General features: G+C 49.9%; 15 protein-coding genes. 9 read left to right on the forward strand and 6 right to left on the reverse strand.

Annotated features, from left to right (window positions below; genetic code table 11):
• Window positions 1-35: 35 nt before the first annotated feature.
• The gene (locus VE954_RS12295; protein WP_324953096.1) at window positions 36-1,211 is read left to right on the forward strand and encodes a hypothetical protein; all 1,176 of its coding nucleotides are present in this window, start codon (window positions 36-38) and stop codon (window positions 1,209-1,211) included.
• A 77-nt stretch (window positions 1,212-1,288) separates the two neighbouring features.
• Here the strand turns inward: VE954_RS12295 and VE954_RS12300 are convergent, their stop codons facing one another.
• Window positions 1,289-1,723: a Csp1 family four helix bundle copper storage protein gene (locus VE954_RS12300; RefSeq protein ID WP_324953097.1), complete on the reverse strand. Its 435-nt coding sequence runs from the start codon at window positions 1,721-1,723 to the stop codon at window positions 1,289-1,291.
• Between the two features lie 316 nt (window positions 1,724-2,039).
• Between VE954_RS12300 and VE954_RS12305 the strand changes: the two genes are divergently transcribed.
• The 4 genes from VE954_RS12305 (at window position 2,040) to VE954_RS12320 (ending at window position 4,783) form a co-directional block, all read left to right on the forward strand.
• Window positions 2,040-2,381: a hypothetical protein gene (locus VE954_RS12305; protein ID WP_324953099.1), complete on the forward strand. Its 342-nt coding sequence runs from the start codon at window positions 2,040-2,042 to the stop codon at window positions 2,379-2,381.
• 393 nt (window positions 2,382-2,774) lie between these two features.
• The gene (locus VE954_RS12310; protein ID WP_324953101.1) at window positions 2,775-3,302 is read left to right on the forward strand and encodes a hypothetical protein; all 528 of its coding nucleotides are present in this window, start codon (window positions 2,775-2,777) and stop codon (window positions 3,300-3,302) included.
• A 657-nt stretch (window positions 3,303-3,959) separates the two neighbouring features.
• Entirely contained in the window at window positions 3,960-4,505 is a 546-nt protein-coding gene (locus VE954_RS12315; RefSeq protein ID WP_324953102.1) for a hypothetical protein, read from the forward strand.
• Entirely contained in the window at window positions 4,496-4,783 is a 288-nt protein-coding gene (locus VE954_RS12320) for a hypothetical protein (protein ID WP_414698997.1), read from the forward strand. Before VE954_RS12315 ends, VE954_RS12320 begins: the two co-directional genes overlap by 10 nt.
• On the opposite strand, the gene VE954_RS12325 is transcribed toward VE954_RS12320, so the two are convergent.
• The gene (locus VE954_RS12325; RefSeq protein WP_324953104.1) at window positions 4,771-6,165 is read right to left on the reverse strand and encodes a TonB-dependent receptor; all 1,395 of its coding nucleotides are present in this window, start codon (window positions 6,163-6,165) and stop codon (window positions 4,771-4,773) included. The two genes, VE954_RS12320 and VE954_RS12325, sit on opposite strands and share 13 nt — an antisense overlap.
• A 63-nt stretch (window positions 6,166-6,228) precedes the next feature.
• Window positions 6,229-7,014 carry a TonB-dependent receptor plug domain-containing protein gene (locus VE954_RS12330; RefSeq protein WP_324953106.1) on the reverse strand — a complete coding sequence of 262 codons (786 nt, stop codon included), beginning with the start codon at window positions 7,012-7,014 and terminating at the stop codon, window positions 6,229-6,231.
• A gap of 244 nt (window positions 7,015-7,258) precedes the next feature.
• Between VE954_RS12330 and VE954_RS12335 the strand changes: the two genes are divergently transcribed.
• Window positions 7,259-8,080 (forward strand): substrate-binding periplasmic protein, encoded by an 822-nt coding sequence (locus tag VE954_RS12335; protein ID WP_324953108.1) that lies wholly within the window; start codon window positions 7,259-7,261, stop codon window positions 8,078-8,080.
• A 40-nt stretch (window positions 8,081-8,120) separates the two neighbouring features.
• Here the strand turns inward: VE954_RS12335 and VE954_RS12340 are convergent, their stop codons facing one another.
• Window positions 8,121-8,639, reverse strand: a complete 519-nt coding sequence (locus VE954_RS12340) for an ATP-binding protein (RefSeq protein WP_324953217.1) — start codon at window positions 8,637-8,639, stop codon at window positions 8,121-8,123.
• A complete protein-coding gene (locus VE954_RS12345; protein ID WP_324953110.1) occupies window positions 8,585-9,160 on the reverse strand; it encodes a hypothetical protein in 576 nt (191 codons plus the stop codon). The genes VE954_RS12340 and VE954_RS12345 overlap by 55 nt, the downstream gene beginning before the upstream one ends.
• Window positions 9,161-9,522: 362 nt before the next feature.
• Here VE954_RS12345 and VE954_RS12350 point away from each other — a divergent pair, with 362 nt between their 5' ends.
• The 3 genes from VE954_RS12350 (at window position 9,523) to VE954_RS12360 (ending at window position 13,985) form a co-directional block, all read left to right on the forward strand.
• A complete protein-coding gene (locus tag VE954_RS12350; protein ID WP_324953112.1) occupies window positions 9,523-10,317 on the forward strand; it encodes a response regulator in 795 nt (264 codons plus the stop codon).
• Between the two features lie 530 nt (window positions 10,318-10,847).
• A complete protein-coding gene (locus VE954_RS12355; RefSeq protein ID WP_324953114.1) occupies window positions 10,848-11,579 on the forward strand; it encodes a response regulator transcription factor in 732 nt (243 codons plus the stop codon).
• 9 nt (window positions 11,580-11,588) lie between these two features.
• A complete protein-coding gene (locus VE954_RS12360) occupies window positions 11,589-13,985 on the forward strand; it encodes a response regulator (RefSeq protein ID WP_324953219.1) in 2,397 nt (798 codons plus the stop codon).
• Between the two features lie 68 nt (window positions 13,986-14,053).
• Here VE954_RS12360 and VE954_RS12365 read toward each other — a convergent pair whose 3' ends face one another.
• The gene (locus tag VE954_RS12365) at window positions 14,054-15,208 is read right to left on the reverse strand and encodes a sensor histidine kinase (RefSeq protein ID WP_324953116.1); all 1,155 of its coding nucleotides are present in this window, start codon (window positions 15,206-15,208) and stop codon (window positions 14,054-14,056) included.
• Window positions 15,209-15,390 lie beyond the last annotated feature (182 nt).

Raw genomic sequence — 15,390 nt, forward strand, 5'->3', positions numbered from 1 at the left:
GAGTCTATTGAACGATCCAAGGATATCAACACACTATGAAAACAACCTCGATCGCCCTATCTTTAGCAGTCGCCTCCATGGTTTTGCCTGCTTGTGGAAACAAGAAAAAGTCGAAAAAGAATACGACAGCCCCTGTTGTCATGTTCGTTCACGGCAATCCGCAGCAGCTCATAGCGGGTTCCACTCAAGATAAAAAATCCTTTTTGACCACCGAAAACTTTAAAACCTTCAATGGTTTTCATTTTGCGGGCGGCGGGTTATTCATCGAAAAAGAAAAGCAGGTTAATCCCAAAGACTTCTCTGAGGTCGAGGAAGATAACAAAACAACCGACGACGATGAAGGATCCGAACTGGTTCGTTATTCTTTCGTCGAAGAGGGCGGTCGCGTTGTCTATCGTCCGGAAAACAGCAAGATCGATTACCCAAGCTTTGGTTTCAAAGTGAATAACGGCGTGCTCGAATTGAGCGACGTCGACGGCAATTCCCTGGCGATCGAACACTATAGTTTGAAGCAGGATGGTAAAGCGTTCAGTATTCTCGGCAGCTTCAGTAATTCCGCCCAAGGCCGGGGCTTGATCACCCTGACTTTCGCTGATTCCGCCGAGGTCAATGCTTTGACCGCGTCTCCCGAAGACAAAAACTTCAACTTCCTGAATGGGCACAGCCCTGTGAAGTGGGAAGGTCCCATTTCCCTGGATCTCTGCGGTGCAGTCCCCAAGCAGCAACAAGATTCGATTCAATTGAGTCTGGAGGCCTGGTATGCGGATCCTTCGCGTCAGGCAGGTGAAGAATTCAAAGGCGTCAGCTATAGCGTCAAAACCCAGTTCCCCCCATTCTCGGATCTGAACAGTCACTGCGTGTTCATCGTCAATCAGTTCAAGGCCGAAAACAGCACCAACTTCTTTGTCGGCGGCATGAACCTGCCAGGCATCAACTTCGCCAGCAAAGAGCTGATCGACAGTGACATCTTTTTATTTGCTGACCACATCGGTGGCCAATTAAAGGGTCAACCCAGCCCGACCACGATTCACGAAATTGGCCACTTCTTTGGACTCGGCCATGAATTCGATGACTCGGATCAGGGCCATGAACATTACAAAAGTGTTATGGGGTACAGCGACGGAACAGATGACGTGACCGAAGGCGATTTCAAAGCCATCCGTCATCTCTATAAGACCGGTCTGGGTGATCAGGCCAAGCTCACCAACTAACGATTCTTTCCTATCGAACGGGGGCTTTCCATCTGGAAGCCCCCGTTTTGCATTAATAGGTTGCATGGTGAGGGAGCTCAAGCCGCTGCACAAGCCTTTTCGCATTCTTTGCAGGCTTCCATACAGGCTTTACAGATTTCCATATGTTGAGCGTGTTTTTCACAAATTTTCGCGCAGTCGGCACAGATTTTCGCCGTAACTTTGGCAAAGTCTTTAGTATGAGCGGATCCATAGAGAGCCAGTTTTTCAAGGCTCTCACACGCAGCGACTAACTCCATAACACTTTTCAGGCATTCGGCCATGGACTTATTGCCCTGTGCCAATTCTTTTTGACAATGACTCATACAGATCAAACCGGTCTTGACACAGGCGTGAGCGGTATCGGCTAGTTTTGAAAAGTTTCCTGTGGCAACCGGCTTATCAGCAGCAAGGGCCTGAGTACCTGCGGCAAGCCCGACGGCCAGAGTTCCCACAGAGGTCGCAGTTTGCAAAATCATGTCACGGCGGTTCATAATCGCTCCTGTTATTTTGTATACAGATTACCACATTAAAATCCCCATTGTTTAGAGTAAAAGACTGGATCTGGCGTTAAAAGGACATACTTTGTCCATAGCGCATGGAAACTGCCATTGGTGCGATATCTGGGCCGCACCGATGCTATCGAATAAGTGAAAACAAGGTGGTTGATACCCTAGCAGCAGGTGATATTTGCGTAAGAATAGTTGAAAGGAATATTTGAGAATTGCTTTCGCACGACATTTTTCTTATGCCATCTCTCGATGAGATCTCTTTTCCTATCTTCAATTCCTATTCCCACAGAGGTTATTTATGAAGCAGATATTGGTCGTCATAGGGTTTCTTACGAGTGCAGCCTACGGACATTCCTGGACGGGCGCATGCTACCAGGATGGTAAAATGTTTGCTGAGGAGGTTGCTGCGATCGAATACTGCATCAAGCAGCCTGAGGCGGCGGTATCAGAGATGGCTGAAGTCGGGGCAGTTGAGCTGTGCGATTCACCCTCTGAAATTCGTGCTTTGGAATCTGGCTGCAAGGATGCTGTTATTCCAGCTATTCAAGAGCTCTATGATGAAGGCGAATGTGACAAATTTAAGAGCGTTAAAGATTCGCGGGTTCGTGTTTACTCATTGATGAAAAGGCTCTGCCAATAGTTAGGCGACCAGGGTGACGGTTGAAAGCATGGGCTTTGGCCATCGCTCTGGGCATCCCAAGCCAGGCTTGCAAGATGCAGACTGCTTAGAAAATGCGCCCCATAATCTTTGTTGCGCATGCTTCAAGTCACTCATGAATAAATGTTCGTGCTGCATGGATTTCGTATGACAACGAATGTCCTGCTTTATTGTTTGATTAATTTTCTCCCGGCATCTCCATCTTTACGTTTTAGGAAGATGACGATTTAAGACTTCCACTTTCTGCATCGGATGTGAAATAACGCATCTGGGTCACGCGAGGACTCAGTATTTGAAGAAAGTACTTATATTTATGGAGAAATGATGCATTCGCCGTGCATTTCGAGATATGAAAATTATTCATGAGGGAAAGCTATGAGTCTCAAAAACGTTTTAAAAAATTGTATGGTTGGTGCCGTCGGCGTTGCAGTTTCCATGGGAGGCGCGGTTCCTGGCCTTGCTTCCACGTCAGACTATTCTGAGTCAGAGACACTTGATGAGCTCGATCAACAAGAAATGCTCCGGATTGGTGCTGCTGAGGCTGCCGTTGTTGCCAAAGCTGCCGTGAAAGCAAAAACTGCCATTGGTGATGCTATTGCCGATGCCAGTGCTCATGCAGGGTCGGCCAAAGGTCGTGTTGTTGCGCGTTCATTGGCACAAGCGATGACTTTAGTCGGACGTGCTCAAGCCTTTGCGACATCGAGTGCATTTACTAAAGGTAAGGCCAAAGCAGCAGCGGAATCGCTCGCTTCAGCTCAAACCCATGTCGGTACTGCTATGGCAGTTGCCGATTCAATGGCTGTCAGTGAAGGCGGCCCTGCTATCGCAGTATCTGTCGCCATAGCGGTTTCTGTTGTGGGTGACGCCGTGGCTGTTGCCAATGCCGTTGCAGTATCAGAATAATACATGAGGCGGGTGGCACGGAAGCTCCTTCGAGTGGCCGTGTCACCCCCTATTTGTTCACAACTTGATTCGGAGATTGTAGTTATGCGCATCTCTACAGTTTTTATGGTAACGCTGGCTCTACTGTCATTGGGTTCGCCAAGCCTTGCGGATACAATTCGCAGCGAAAGCAGAAACAATTTGATTGATCAAAGGTGTGAAAATGCAAGCGAGGTTTCCATCAGGGTCGTAAACATGGATGGTCAGTGCCAGGCTTTTTGGAAATGCGATAGCACTGCGTTTGAAGTCAAATGTGGAAGCAGTCAATGCGAATGCCAGCATGATTCAGCAAGTTTTATTAATAAGATTAAATATGATTCATGTGATTCTGAAAGGCTGGAAATTTGCTTTAACGTGCCTCAATAAAATATCAGCCTCAGTTCCCACTGCCCACATTGAATCGCTAAAACCAACCGTTGAGCGTTTCAAATTCCACCGCGGAGATCGGCTCTTCATACGACCGATCCTCCGGAGCCCATGCTCGAAAACCTCATAAGAACACGAACCAACACTAGCCCCTTTTGCCCTATGGAGTTATCCTGACGTCAGGCTCCTCTTTGTAGCCTTGCCGTCATCATTCCACCCGTCCACCAGAGCATTGAGGGGCTTAAGTCCATCATGGAGAGTCTGAAAGCACATCTGGTCCACCTCATCGCCGCGTTGCTGCTGGTGTCCGCGAATACTTTTACCGCGCCTTTGCGCGCGGAAGTGCCCAAGGTCTTGCGTGTATGCGGGGATTCAGATGAGTGGCCGCCTTTCACTTATTTTGAACGGTCCCTTGGCAAGAAAACCAACGTGGTGGCCGGCTACAATGCCGACTTTCTTTCGACTTTACTGGCTGGATCGGGCCGTACAGCGGTCGTTACGCTGCTGCCATGGAAACGCTGTCTGGATAGAGCTGTGCGCGGCGACTTCGACATTGTTTTGGACGGAGCGAAAACCGCGGTTCGAGAAAAGGATTTCGTATTTCCGGAGTCCCATTACCATTTGACGCCTGTTGTTCTCTACCGCAAAAACTGGGCAAGCCCGACCTGGCTCGACCCGACGCCTGGTCATCGTTTAATATTTGTGGTCAGCTGGGTTATGCCTACGATTTCAAAGACACCCCCTTTGAAAAACTGCAAATCCAAATGCCGGCCAGGTCCTTCAAATCCGTGGTTATGATGCTTAAATATGGACGCTGTGATCTCGTTCTGCACGACCTGGAGATTCTGGCAGGTTATGCCAGAATTGGGGGATTGAGTGTTCTGCAGGACAAAAGCCTGTCCTATGCTCCCCTCGATTTGCCAACGATAAAAACTCAGCTCTATCTTATGGTCAGTCGATCCTCGCCTTTTCGGACGGAGCTGGTGGCGCTGTTGAATCAAGGCATCGCTCACCTCAAGAAATCGGGTACCGCTAAAAAATTGTACGAGCATCATGTCAGGATTCAGAACGATTGACGGTACTGGATCATGAAATTCCGCGGCGGCAGGGTCACAACCTGCGGCAAGGGAACAGTATTGGCTGGCGGATCGACCCAGCGCGTGTAGCCAATGTAACCAATATCGCCCAAATTGGGACGACTGTTGCCAACATTATGAACGTTCAAGGCAAGTTCGGATTTGTCCCAGCCCACACCCGCTCGAGCATTGACCAAAGCATAACCCTGACGCTTGAGGTTGATACCAGGAGCGGCATTGGCTGAAATACTGTCCCCTGTATAGCTAGAGTCGACGCTGCCGAACGCGGTCCTTGTTTCATTGAGACGTGTGGTGTAGACGTTGCCCAGAGTGCCGTTCCATTTCGGTGTTTGATAAACACGCGAACCCACCGGTTGCCCGGTTAAACCCTGTTTCGTGATACGCGCGTCCTGATAGCCGGCACCCGCCCGGATTTTCCATGCAGGGGTTACGTGACCCGCCAGCTCGAACTCGCCGCCGTTGATGCGCGCCGCCCCCGCATTGCCCTGCAAATAGAATCCACAGCTGGCCAGAAACAGGGGCTGTTGAATCCTGTCCCAATTGATGCGAAACAACGATCCAGACAGGAGCAGCCCTGGGTTTGGAAAATCGATCTTGCCGCCGAGTTCGATGCTCGTCAGGGTGTCAGCCTTTATTTTTGTAATGGATTGCGCCGTCTGGCCCATCTCATCCAGGGATGACTCACAGCCAAAGCCGGTAGGGTCGAGTTGGGCACCGCCCGCGCGAAACCCCTGAGAACCTGAAGCATAGACCTGAGCCTGCTCGGAAGGCTGATACGACAAGGCAAGCTTGGGCGTGTGGCCGCTGTCCTTGTTATTATTTTTGGAGGCAAAATGAGTGCTCGTAATATCGAAAGTCAGATCATTGGATTGGTCGAGCCAATAGTAGCGATCGCCTAGCGTCAGGGTCCATTTCTCGGCAAATTTGTAGTCGAGTTCCGTGAACATTGCTCTGTCATTGTGAGTTGTTTGGCTCATTTGTTCCCAGAGGAGGGACATGGTTCCGGGTGCGTCGCCGAGCAGGCCTTCGATGCGGTCGATGGAAAAAGTACCGCGACTGCGGGCGTGGAAAAAACCGATCGTTCCGCTCAGATTGCTGTCGGGCGGATGGAAGGCAAGCCGTGTTTCATGAGAAATCTGCCGGAGTTTATGATGAGCTGTCCAGGCGAATCCCTGCGGAATTGTGGTTTCCCAGTACTGCGCTGTACCCTCCGTGGAATCCTCGACATCACGCGTGTCGCGGGAAAAATAGCTCGTCGTCGAGACCAGATTCCAGGACTCACCCCGCCACGTGAACGTCAGTGAGGGCATGTTGATACTGTCGTCCACCACGGGCTGAATGTCAGCCGTATGTTCGATCATCTCAGTCGGTTTGAAAGTGGGTAGGGGTGCATAGGCAGCAGGGTAGCCGTTGGCATGCGAACTTTAATGCAGCATCCGCAACCCAAGGTCCAGATCCTGGCTGATACGCCAGAGCGCAGAAATGGATCCACCCTTGCTGTTGGTAGCGCCCTGGTTGTCGACTTTGATGCGGGGTGATTGAGGGTCGTTGATATCCGACAGATAAGTGCGGGTCAGATAGCCGGCGCTATCGTCAAAGAAAGTAGCGAGGCGCAGGGCAGCGACTCCTTCGGAAAGAACGAGGTTGCCCGCGACCTCTCCTGTGCTGTTCAGTGGTTCACCGCCGCCCTTGGTTTGCCCGGCGCCCAACATATAGCGTAAATCGTTCCGTGACAAATGAGGTGGTTTACTGATCAGGCGAACGTTTCCACCTAATGAGCCGTCGCCATACAAAGTTCCCTGCGGTCCTTTCAGCACTTCAATGCCTGCAAGATCCAGAACGCGAAGGTCGACCGTATTGGGGATCGGTGTTTCGTCCAGATAAAAGCCGGTCGTTCGTGCGCCAGCAACGCCACGTATCGCGATGGTTCGGGCCGCTCCCACTGCGGTAGCAGGATCGCCAGCGGTCGAGCCATTTCCATAGGCAAATGACAAATTTGGAGTTTTGGTCGCATAGTCGGTAAACGAGACTATATTGAAGTCGACGAGGCTCTGTTCAGAAAAAGTGGTGACGGAGCCTGGTATCGAGGTGATCGTTTCCTCACGCTTGCGGGCGGTCACGACCATGTATTCCGGCTTCGTCGTCCCGGCTTCAGCGTCCTTGGACGCTTGAGGGTCCTCGGACGCTTGCGCGTACTCGGACAAAATCATAGGGTTCTGCTGCGCCGCGAGCAGAAATAAAGCATTCCAGGCCTTGCGAGCTGAAGTGAGTCTAATTTTTTACTCCCTAAAACCGCTGGTCACGCGTTGATGTTCCCATTATAGTTTCCGAATTATACTCATACTCGTGGACCAAAGAAACCCCCGGAAAAGTGTGCATGCACTTTGCAATGCTCAACCCCGTGCCTCTGGAAACCCGGAGCTTCAGGGCCGCCGGCATGCTGAAAGGCTTATCATGAAGCGTTTCCAAACACGCCTTGTTCACGTTATCGGCGGGTTCCTGCTGGTCGCTGCCAACACTTTTTCAACAGCTTTGCGTGCTGAGGTGCCTAAGGTTTTGCAAGCTTGCGGGGACGCGGATGAGTGGCCACCCTTTACTTATTTTGAGCGGTCCCTCGGTAAAAAAACCAATGCAGTCAGCGGTTACAATGTCGACTATTTAACAGCCTTGTTGGCTGAGTCGGGCCGCACGGCAGTCTTTACGCTGCTGCCGTGGAAAAGGTGCCTGGAGCGAGCGAAGCATGGCGAATTTGATATAGTGCTGGATGGATCAAAAACTCCGATTCGGGAAAAAGATTTCCTATTTCCAGAGTCCCATTATCAATTGACGCCAATCATTTTATACCGCAAAGACTGGGTGAAACCCGACCTGTCTCGACCCGAGGTTCGGTCTTCCTTAAATGTCTGCGGGCAACTTGGCTATGCTTATGATCGAAAGAACACTCCCTTTGAAAATGTTCAAATCCAAACGCCGGCCAGGACATTCACATCTGTTGTCATGATGCTCAAACATGGGCGCTGCGATCTCGTCCTGTTCAATTTTGAGATCGTGACAGGTTATGCCAAGACAGGGGGGTTGAATATCTTTCAGGACAAAAGCCTGGTGCATGCCCTTCTTGATTCGCCGAGCATGCCGCTCTATCTTATGGTCAGCCGCAACTCGCCATTTCGAACGGAGCTCGTGGACCTTTTGAATAAAGGCATCGTCGCCTTGAATAAATCGGGAGCGGCCAGGAAATTATATGATCAGCACATCAAGCTTCAGAAGCCGCAATAAAATCTTTCCGACTCATAATAAGCCGCCGTGAACTTGAACCCTAAGCCACTACCTGAAAATGGGTGCTTGGTAAAGTGATCAGGAATTTGAGCGGAACAATGCCCAGATGAGGGGCCCGCGGATCTTCGAGCACCAACTCCAGACTGCCGCCCTGTTTTTCAAGGTAATTGGCCACAGCATCAAGGCCCATGCCGCGTCCCGAAATATCAGTAACTTTTTCAGCCGTCGAAAAGCCAGGCGTCAGAATAAAATTAGCCACATCGATAGCTGTGTAGGATTCGTCCTCATGAACCAGGTTGCGTTCGAGCGCCCGCTGCCAGACTTTCAAAAGATTGATCCCGCGCCCATCATCGGTCATGAGGATATTGAGGGTTTCCTGCGACAGGGTCATTTCCATGCGAATACACCCCTTAGGATTCTTGCCTTTGCGGCGCCTTTCCTCGGGTTCTTCCAGGCCATGGTCGAGAGAATTGCGAATCAGGTAAGGGGGCGGGACACTTTTCGCTATTCCGACTTGAAAATAACCGTGCAGGCCTCTGCTATCGGTCCCGTGGTGTATTCGTCACCCTCTCCCCAAGCACCCAGAGGGCAGGTCCCCGTTACAAGGATTGAATTCTTCCCTGCATCATTATTAACAGTAAATGTAACGGTTTCATTCGCATTCACGGCCGCCGATGCATTCGGGGTGATGTATTGCCCCGCATCGGTACTGGCTGTGACAACAAACGTTCCGGCCGAAAAGGAAACCGAGCAATCGCTATTGAGGCGGTTGAGATAGTAGGTATCTCCGCTCCAATATCCAGCAGGACACGTTCCCCCTGCACTCCGCGAGATAAAGAAACCATCATCGGCAGCCACCGTATAGCCAATCACCTTGGTCGAATGCGAAAGCCTATCACCGAGCGGCGACGCCGTAACGTGGTCTCCGGCCGAAGCCGTAATCTTCAGGATCACTGCGAAGCCTAAAATACAATCCCCAACGATCGGACCGGTTGTATAGGTCGCGCCATCCCACGTCCCAGCAGGACAATCACCTTCCACCTCGGTTGACAGGTCATTTATCGGGGAGGTCGATTTCACTTCAATGGAAAAGGTCGCCCGAAAGCGCTGAAAAGGAGTTCACCTGTGTGGTTTTATTATCCCGCAGCTGAAGCGTCTCGGATCGGGTCCCTGGGATTAACGCAAGCTTCAGATCCGTACGGCGGATCGGGTGGCCATAGAACTTTGGAAGCTCTTGCCTGCCATCATATTAAACCATCAGGTTTTTTTCCGGATTTACTAAAATGCATAATAATTATAAGAGCCTAATTCCGAGCAGCAAAGTGCTCGAGCTAGCACGCTAAATCTGCTTAATAAATTTCCACAATTTTCCGAATTGACATTTAATGCTGCAAAGCAGGAGTTGATAAGCAAGGCAACTGCATTCAATCAAGGAGATTCACATGACATATGTTTTAAAGCAAAGCTGCGCAATCCTCGTGCTCGAAGACAGCACTTCCTTTGGCAATTCACTTGCCAAGGTTGCGATAGAGCTCGGCATTGATCTGACGTTATGTAGGGATTTCCAAGTGTTTTCAGAGTTAACAAAAGAAAATCAGTTTGATTTAGCGGTGGTGGATATTGATTCACTGAAAGTTGAACTCAACCTGGTCGTAGGCATGCTCAATAGCAAACCGCTCGTCGTTATCAGTGCCGACGCATTAGCACAGACCAAACGCTCCAGTTGGCCGGATGCTGTCAAAGGCGTGTTTTCGACCCACGTAAAGCCTAAGGATCTATTGGGCGCCGTATTGCAATTCGTTCCAAGGCGACAAACCGTTGCCGACGAAGCGTTACACTATCTTCTCATAGATGATGATCACTCATTTGCCAAGATTGCAATTAGAGCCGCGGCTTCAAGTGGAATACGCTTAAGTTGGGTGGATACTCTGCAGAAATTAGACTCCAATAAAAGCCTTAACGGCTACGATGTCGTTCTACTGGACTATGATCTCGAAAAAACCACTGGTTTTGACGTTGCAGAGATTCTCAACACAACAGCACAGCGCAAGCCAATTGTCATGGTGAGCACAAGCAACCGACCCATCCAGGATAGTCTATTTAAATTGCCCAACATCATCGGCTTTGTGAGCAAGTGGGGCAGTCCTCATGATTTCGTGCTCAAGACCTTTCAAATCTACGACGAGCATCAGAGCAGAACCGCAAGGAGCATGAGCTCTATGGCCAAGGCAGGTTGATTCGACACGATCAACATCCTGGAGCGTGCTTCTCAGCAACCCAAGATATTTCCTGGAGTATGGATATCTTGGAAGGTTGGTTGGAAACGCGCTTAGGCTCAGGTTCAGACCCATATCATGGCCGAGCGTTTCATGATCTTACCCAAGTAAATAAGCACACGTAACTCCACACGATTTAATGATATATTGTCAATCTGCTAAAAATAACCAGCTTCGCTTGGTCAACGATGATTTTGCTCATGGCAAACCCGGACACCTTATAAGGCGATCTGAGCGTTTTTTATAAGACCGGAAGATTTACACGCGGCGTTCGTGGGAAGCCCCTGGATGGACAAGCTAAATTCAAACATTCCTACTTAACGGCATGGGCCTAAGTAACAGTAAAGTTAATGGTTTGGGGCTTTTAGCCCGAATATAATCAAGTGTTCGTCATGACCTTCAGCTATGGCTTGCCCCCCAAAAAACAGCGAGCCGAGGCCAGAGTTTCATAAGGCTAGTAACCCTATCTGATGCAATGTAGGAGAATGCCGATGAATAACACGAGAGCCGTATACACGATCACCGTCGATGATGATCCCGCCGCTCATAAAATGATCTCCAGAGCGATGGGCATCAATTCCCTTCCCTATGCATCGACGACAGCTCTGATTGCACGGATCGACAGCTATCAGCCTCTTGCGCTATTTGTTGACGTGCACTTGAGTCCTGATGAATGCGGGCTCGACGCTATTCCGACGTTTCGTCAAGCCTGGCCGTTTACGCCCATTATCGTCGTTTCGGCCGATGAGGCTGATGATGCCATCTGCAACGCGTTGGCATCGGGTGCGAACGACTACCTTCGCAAACCATTTCATCGTCAGGAGCTGACCGCGCGGCTCAAAGCTCGAATCGGTGAAATGACTCTGCTCTCCGCGAAAGACGAGCTGATTTTTGGGCCACTTCGCTACAGCAAAATCTATCGCCGCGTGTCCTGTGGGGACAAGAGCTTTCATTTTTCCCCAAGTGAAGCTCTGCTTTTTGAATGTTTACTTCAGGCCAAGGGCATGGTCGTGACCAAGACGGAGCTGAAACGAAAAGTTTGGGGAGACGTCAAGGTCTCTGATAACGCGATCGACAAAAAGATTTTTGACGTTCGAAAAGTGGTCAAGGACATTTGCGATAGCGTGAGTGTGGCGACCACCTATGGGATAGGCGTTGGTCTGACTCTGGCAAAGCCAGCTAAAACTGAGAAAGCTTCCTTAGCAGAAAATAATGAGGGTTAATTGAGAATTATGTTAAGTAACACCAAAATTTCTGTGCTCCTTATCGAAGACCAGACTGACTACCATGATATGGTTGAGAGATATTTGGGTCTCAATGAAGAAACATCGCTCGTCAACAAGCTCGTCACCACAACATCGTTGGCGCAGGGTCTCGAACTGATGAAAGACTTTGCTTTCGACGTGGTTTTGCTGGATCTTAATGTGACCGATAGCAAGGGTATTATCACGTTTCAAAAGTTTATCACGGCCTTTCCCAATGCTACGGTCGTGATTCTAAGTAGCTCGATCGACGCAAAAGTCGTTGCTGCTGCGGTCAAGGAAGGGGCGCAGGACTATCTACCGAAATCTCATCTCAATCCACTTCGCTTGGAAATGACTCTCATGCTCGCGGTTGAGCGGTCGCGATTGCTCCACCGTGCACTGGCTGCTGAAGATGAAGCCAGAACAGCCTCGCGTTTGAAATCAGAATTTTTAGCGCACATGAGTCATGAGATTAGGACTCCCATGAACGGGGTCATTGGGATGACCAGCCTGCTCCTCGAGTCTCACCTCGATGCCGAACAGCGGGATGCGGTCGAGACAATTCGAAGTTCTGGCGAGATTCTGCTCGGTGTCATCAATGACATCCTTGATCTCTCAAAAATAGAGGCTGGGCGCGCCGATCTTGAGGAGACCGATTTCAATATCCGTTCAGCGGTTGAGGATACTCTCGATCTTTTTGCAGAAGCTTCGCATGCGAAAGGCCTGGTCCTCGCCAATTTCATTGAACCTTCCGTCCCGGCGACTTTACGTGGTGATCTATCCAGACTCCGGCAGATTCTGGCCAATTTCGTCAGCAATGCGATCAAATTCACCGAAACTGGAAATGTTACGGTCTACGTCACAGCCAAAACTCAAGACAACACACGTTTAAGCCTCACTGTCGAAGTCCGTGATTCGGGCTGTGGCATCGCCCCAGAAGACTGTGTTCGTCTCTTTCAGCCGTTCGTCCAGGTGGGGCATGATTTCCGCAATAGGCGCGGCGGCACAGGTCTTGGACTCTCCATCGCCCAAAGGCTTTCCCAACTCATGGGAGGAGATGTTCTCGTCAAAAGTCAGATTGGCTTCGGAAGTACATTTTCGTTTACCGTTCTACTGAGCGAAGTTAAGACGGAAGCATCCAAATCAAGAGCCGACCTCTTGGCCAAAAACGTTCTTTTAATGAGCGATATTGCCAGCAAGAACCACATTCTTCGCGAGCAGCTGGCAGGTCGAGGATTGAATGCCGTGGAAGCTTCATCATTGACTCTAGCCGCACAAGCGGCATCAGCGGGAGAAATCAGCCTGGTGATCCTCGACGGTCATCAAAAAAATCCGGAAGATATTAGTAGGATCATCATGACCCTGCGTAAATCGAGCGGGCGATTTGATTTGCCGATCTTGTTGATTTGCGCGCCTGGAGCTACGGCTTCACGTTCCCTTAATTTAGTGGGTGCTACCAGCATATTGAGAGAACCCATCAGACAGTCGCAGCTTTACCATCAGATCGCGTCGCTTGTTGATGCTGAATCGTTAGTATCCTTCAATGCGGAATCCTTGCTCAGGTCAGAAGACCATTCGCAGTCACAAAATACGCTCAAGGCAGGCATGCGTATCCTGGTTGCGGATGACAATACGGTGAATCAGAAAGTGGCGAAACGCCTGTTGACTCATATTGGAGTAGCGGTTGATGTCGTTGCGGATGGTAGAGAAGCTCTATTGGCTTGGGACAGTCTGAACTACGATCTGATATTGATGGACTGTCAAATGCCTGTGCTGGACGGATATGAGGCAACCCGTGCGATTCGTGCTAGAGCAAACGGACGTCGTGTGCCTATTATTGCGATGACTGCAGATGCGTTGCCAGAAGGTCGAGCCAGATGCCTGGCATCGGGTATGGATGATTACCTGGTGAAGCCAGTCCAGCTCGAAGACCTCCGCCTGGTCCTGCATAGGTTTCTAGCACAGGGAAAGGATCTTGCGCCAACTGCTGCACTTGAGGTCCGGGCTGAACTTCCGCTCATTGATTTAAACGTTATTGCCAGCTTAAGAGAACTTGCTGCTGATGGTGAGGTGCATGATGAATTTATCGTGGAACTCATTACGGCTTTTCTTGAGACAGCGCCTCGCTTGATCAAGCAAATCTCCGAAGTTGTGAAGAGTTCTGACTCGAGAACTCTGGTTCATCTTGCGCATAAGTTGAAAGGGAGCAGTCGCAATCTCGGTCTTTGCCGAATAACAGCGATTTGTGATCAACTCGAGGCAGAAGGCGGAGTCGGATGTGCCTCGGATGCCAAGGTTCTCCTTCAGCCATTGCTGGACCAATTCAACGCAGCACAGAATGCTCTATTGGAGAGATGGGGAAAAAATTCAAACTTAAGCGCGTAGACATGAATGACTGCTCGAGAAAAGGCCAAGGGCTCTGCAAAGAAGGTGCTATCTGCGCCCTTCTCCTTCTACTGCATTCGCGGGAGAGAGAAGGTGAACGTGCTGCCACTCCCCTTCGTGCTGTCGACCCAAATTTTGCCTTCATGCGCCTCAACGATCCATTTGGAAATAAAGAGTCCAAGTCCCACTCCATGCCGGTCCTGTCGGCCTAACTGCGAGAAGCGCTCGAAAATCTTGCTTCGCTGCTCTTCGTCGATTCCAGGGCCTGTGTCGGTGACTGAGACGTTGATATTCGGTCCAGATTCGGCAAGCCGAACGATAATTGAGCCTCCGCGGGGAGTAAACTTAAGCGCATTACTGATAAGATTAGCCAGGACCTGGCGCACCCTTTCGACGTCAGCAAAAGCTAGAATTTTTTTCTCTGGAAGCTCAGCTGTGAGACCAAGGTTCTGCTTCGTCGCTAAAATCTGAAAATTGCGCAGCATTTCGTTTACGACACCGGTCAAATCACAGGGCACAGGAACAACCTGGAGCTTGCCGCTGTCGATATGCCCAACATCAAGCAGATCCGTAACTAAGCGAAACATGTTGGCAGCATGGCTTTTAATGGTATCGACCCATTGAATTTCCAGTTTGGTGAGTCTTTCCTCTCCCAGCGCACTCATGAACTCGTCGCTACAGAGCGCAATGATGGCAAGGGGATCCTGAAGGTCGTGGCTGACGATGGCGAGGACTTCGTCCCGCTTGGCTACAGCGGCCTTGGTCGCAGCGTGTGCCGTGCGCTCCTGATCCAATAGAAAATCAGAGTAATTATAGGCAAGGTCAATCTTGCTTCTCTCAAAGAGAAGATTGTTATCGGTTTCCAGTCGCTCCATCGTGGAAAATAGATCATCATCCGCTCGCTTTTCGATGCGCTCACGTCTGATCGTGTCATCGGTCTCTTGACGTTGACTGTTGATTCGTTCATCAACACGCCGCCGCTCTTCTTTTACCTGCTGGTTTGATTTTTCACCGAGCTCGGAATTTTCGTCCAACTCGAACCGGTCATCGATGAGCCCCTGATCAAGCAGCGCGCGTGACTTATGAAATCGGGCATCGGCGTTGGCTTCAATCGACTTGTAGGCTCTCTCGATGACAGCATCGGATTTCCTTCGTTCAGTATCTAAACTTTCGTCTGTCTGGATCCGCTCAGTGCTGACAGGCTGTTTTTCTAAAATAGGCACAGAGTCTCCTAACAAGAATAATATCCACCCAAGATACAATACCTGTCACTGTTTACAAAAGCGTTAGATAGATGCCATCGTATGGTATCACAATTCTTGTAAATAAGATAAAATTTTTTTAACATTTTAAAAATTATCAGAGCCGCAAAGAGACTGTTTTTTTGGATCTTGCTTCCAGTGGT

It is taken from the genome of Oligoflexus sp. (genome assembly GCF_035638955.1).
In the GTDB taxonomy this organism is placed as follows: Bacteria; Bdellovibrionota_B; Oligoflexia; order Oligoflexales; family Oligoflexaceae; genus Oligoflexus.

Bases quoted from the DNA above. Each gene is read 5' to 3' on its own strand.
- VE954_RS12325 (WP_324953104.1), bottom strand. From the start codon at position 6,165: ATGATCGAACATACGGCTGACATTCAGCCCGTGGTGGACGACAGTATC.
- VE954_RS12310 (WP_324953101.1), top strand. From the start codon at position 2,775: ATGAGTCTCAAAAACGTTTTAAAAAATTGTATGGTTGGTGCCGTCGGC.
- VE954_RS12305 (WP_324953099.1), top strand. From the start codon at position 2,040: ATGAAGCAGATATTGGTCGTCATAGGGTTTCTTACGAGTGCAGCCTAC.
- VE954_RS12350 (WP_324953112.1), top strand. From the start codon at position 9,523: ATGACATATGTTTTAAAGCAAAGCTGCGCAATCCTCGTGCTCGAAGAC.
- VE954_RS12315 (WP_324953102.1), top strand. From the start codon at position 3,960: ATGGAGAGTCTGAAAGCACATCTGGTCCACCTCATCGCCGCGTTGCTG.
- VE954_RS12355 (WP_324953114.1), top strand. From the start codon at position 10,848: ATGAATAACACGAGAGCCGTATACACGATCACCGTCGATGATGATCCC.
- VE954_RS12335 (WP_324953108.1), top strand. From the start codon at position 7,259: ATGAAGCGTTTCCAAACACGCCTTGTTCACGTTATCGGCGGGTTCCTG.
- VE954_RS12295 (WP_324953096.1), top strand. From the start codon at position 36: ATGAAAACAACCTCGATCGCCCTATCTTTAGCAGTCGCCTCCATGGTT.
- VE954_RS12360 (WP_324953219.1), top strand. From the start codon at position 11,589: ATGTTAAGTAACACCAAAATTTCTGTGCTCCTTATCGAAGACCAGACT.
- VE954_RS12300 (WP_324953097.1), bottom strand. From the start codon at position 1,723: ATGAACCGCCGTGACATGATTTTGCAAACTGCGACCTCTGTGGGAACT.
- VE954_RS12330 (WP_324953106.1), bottom strand. From the start codon at position 7,014: ATGATTTTGTCCGAGTACGCGCAAGCGTCCGAGGACCCTCAAGCGTCC.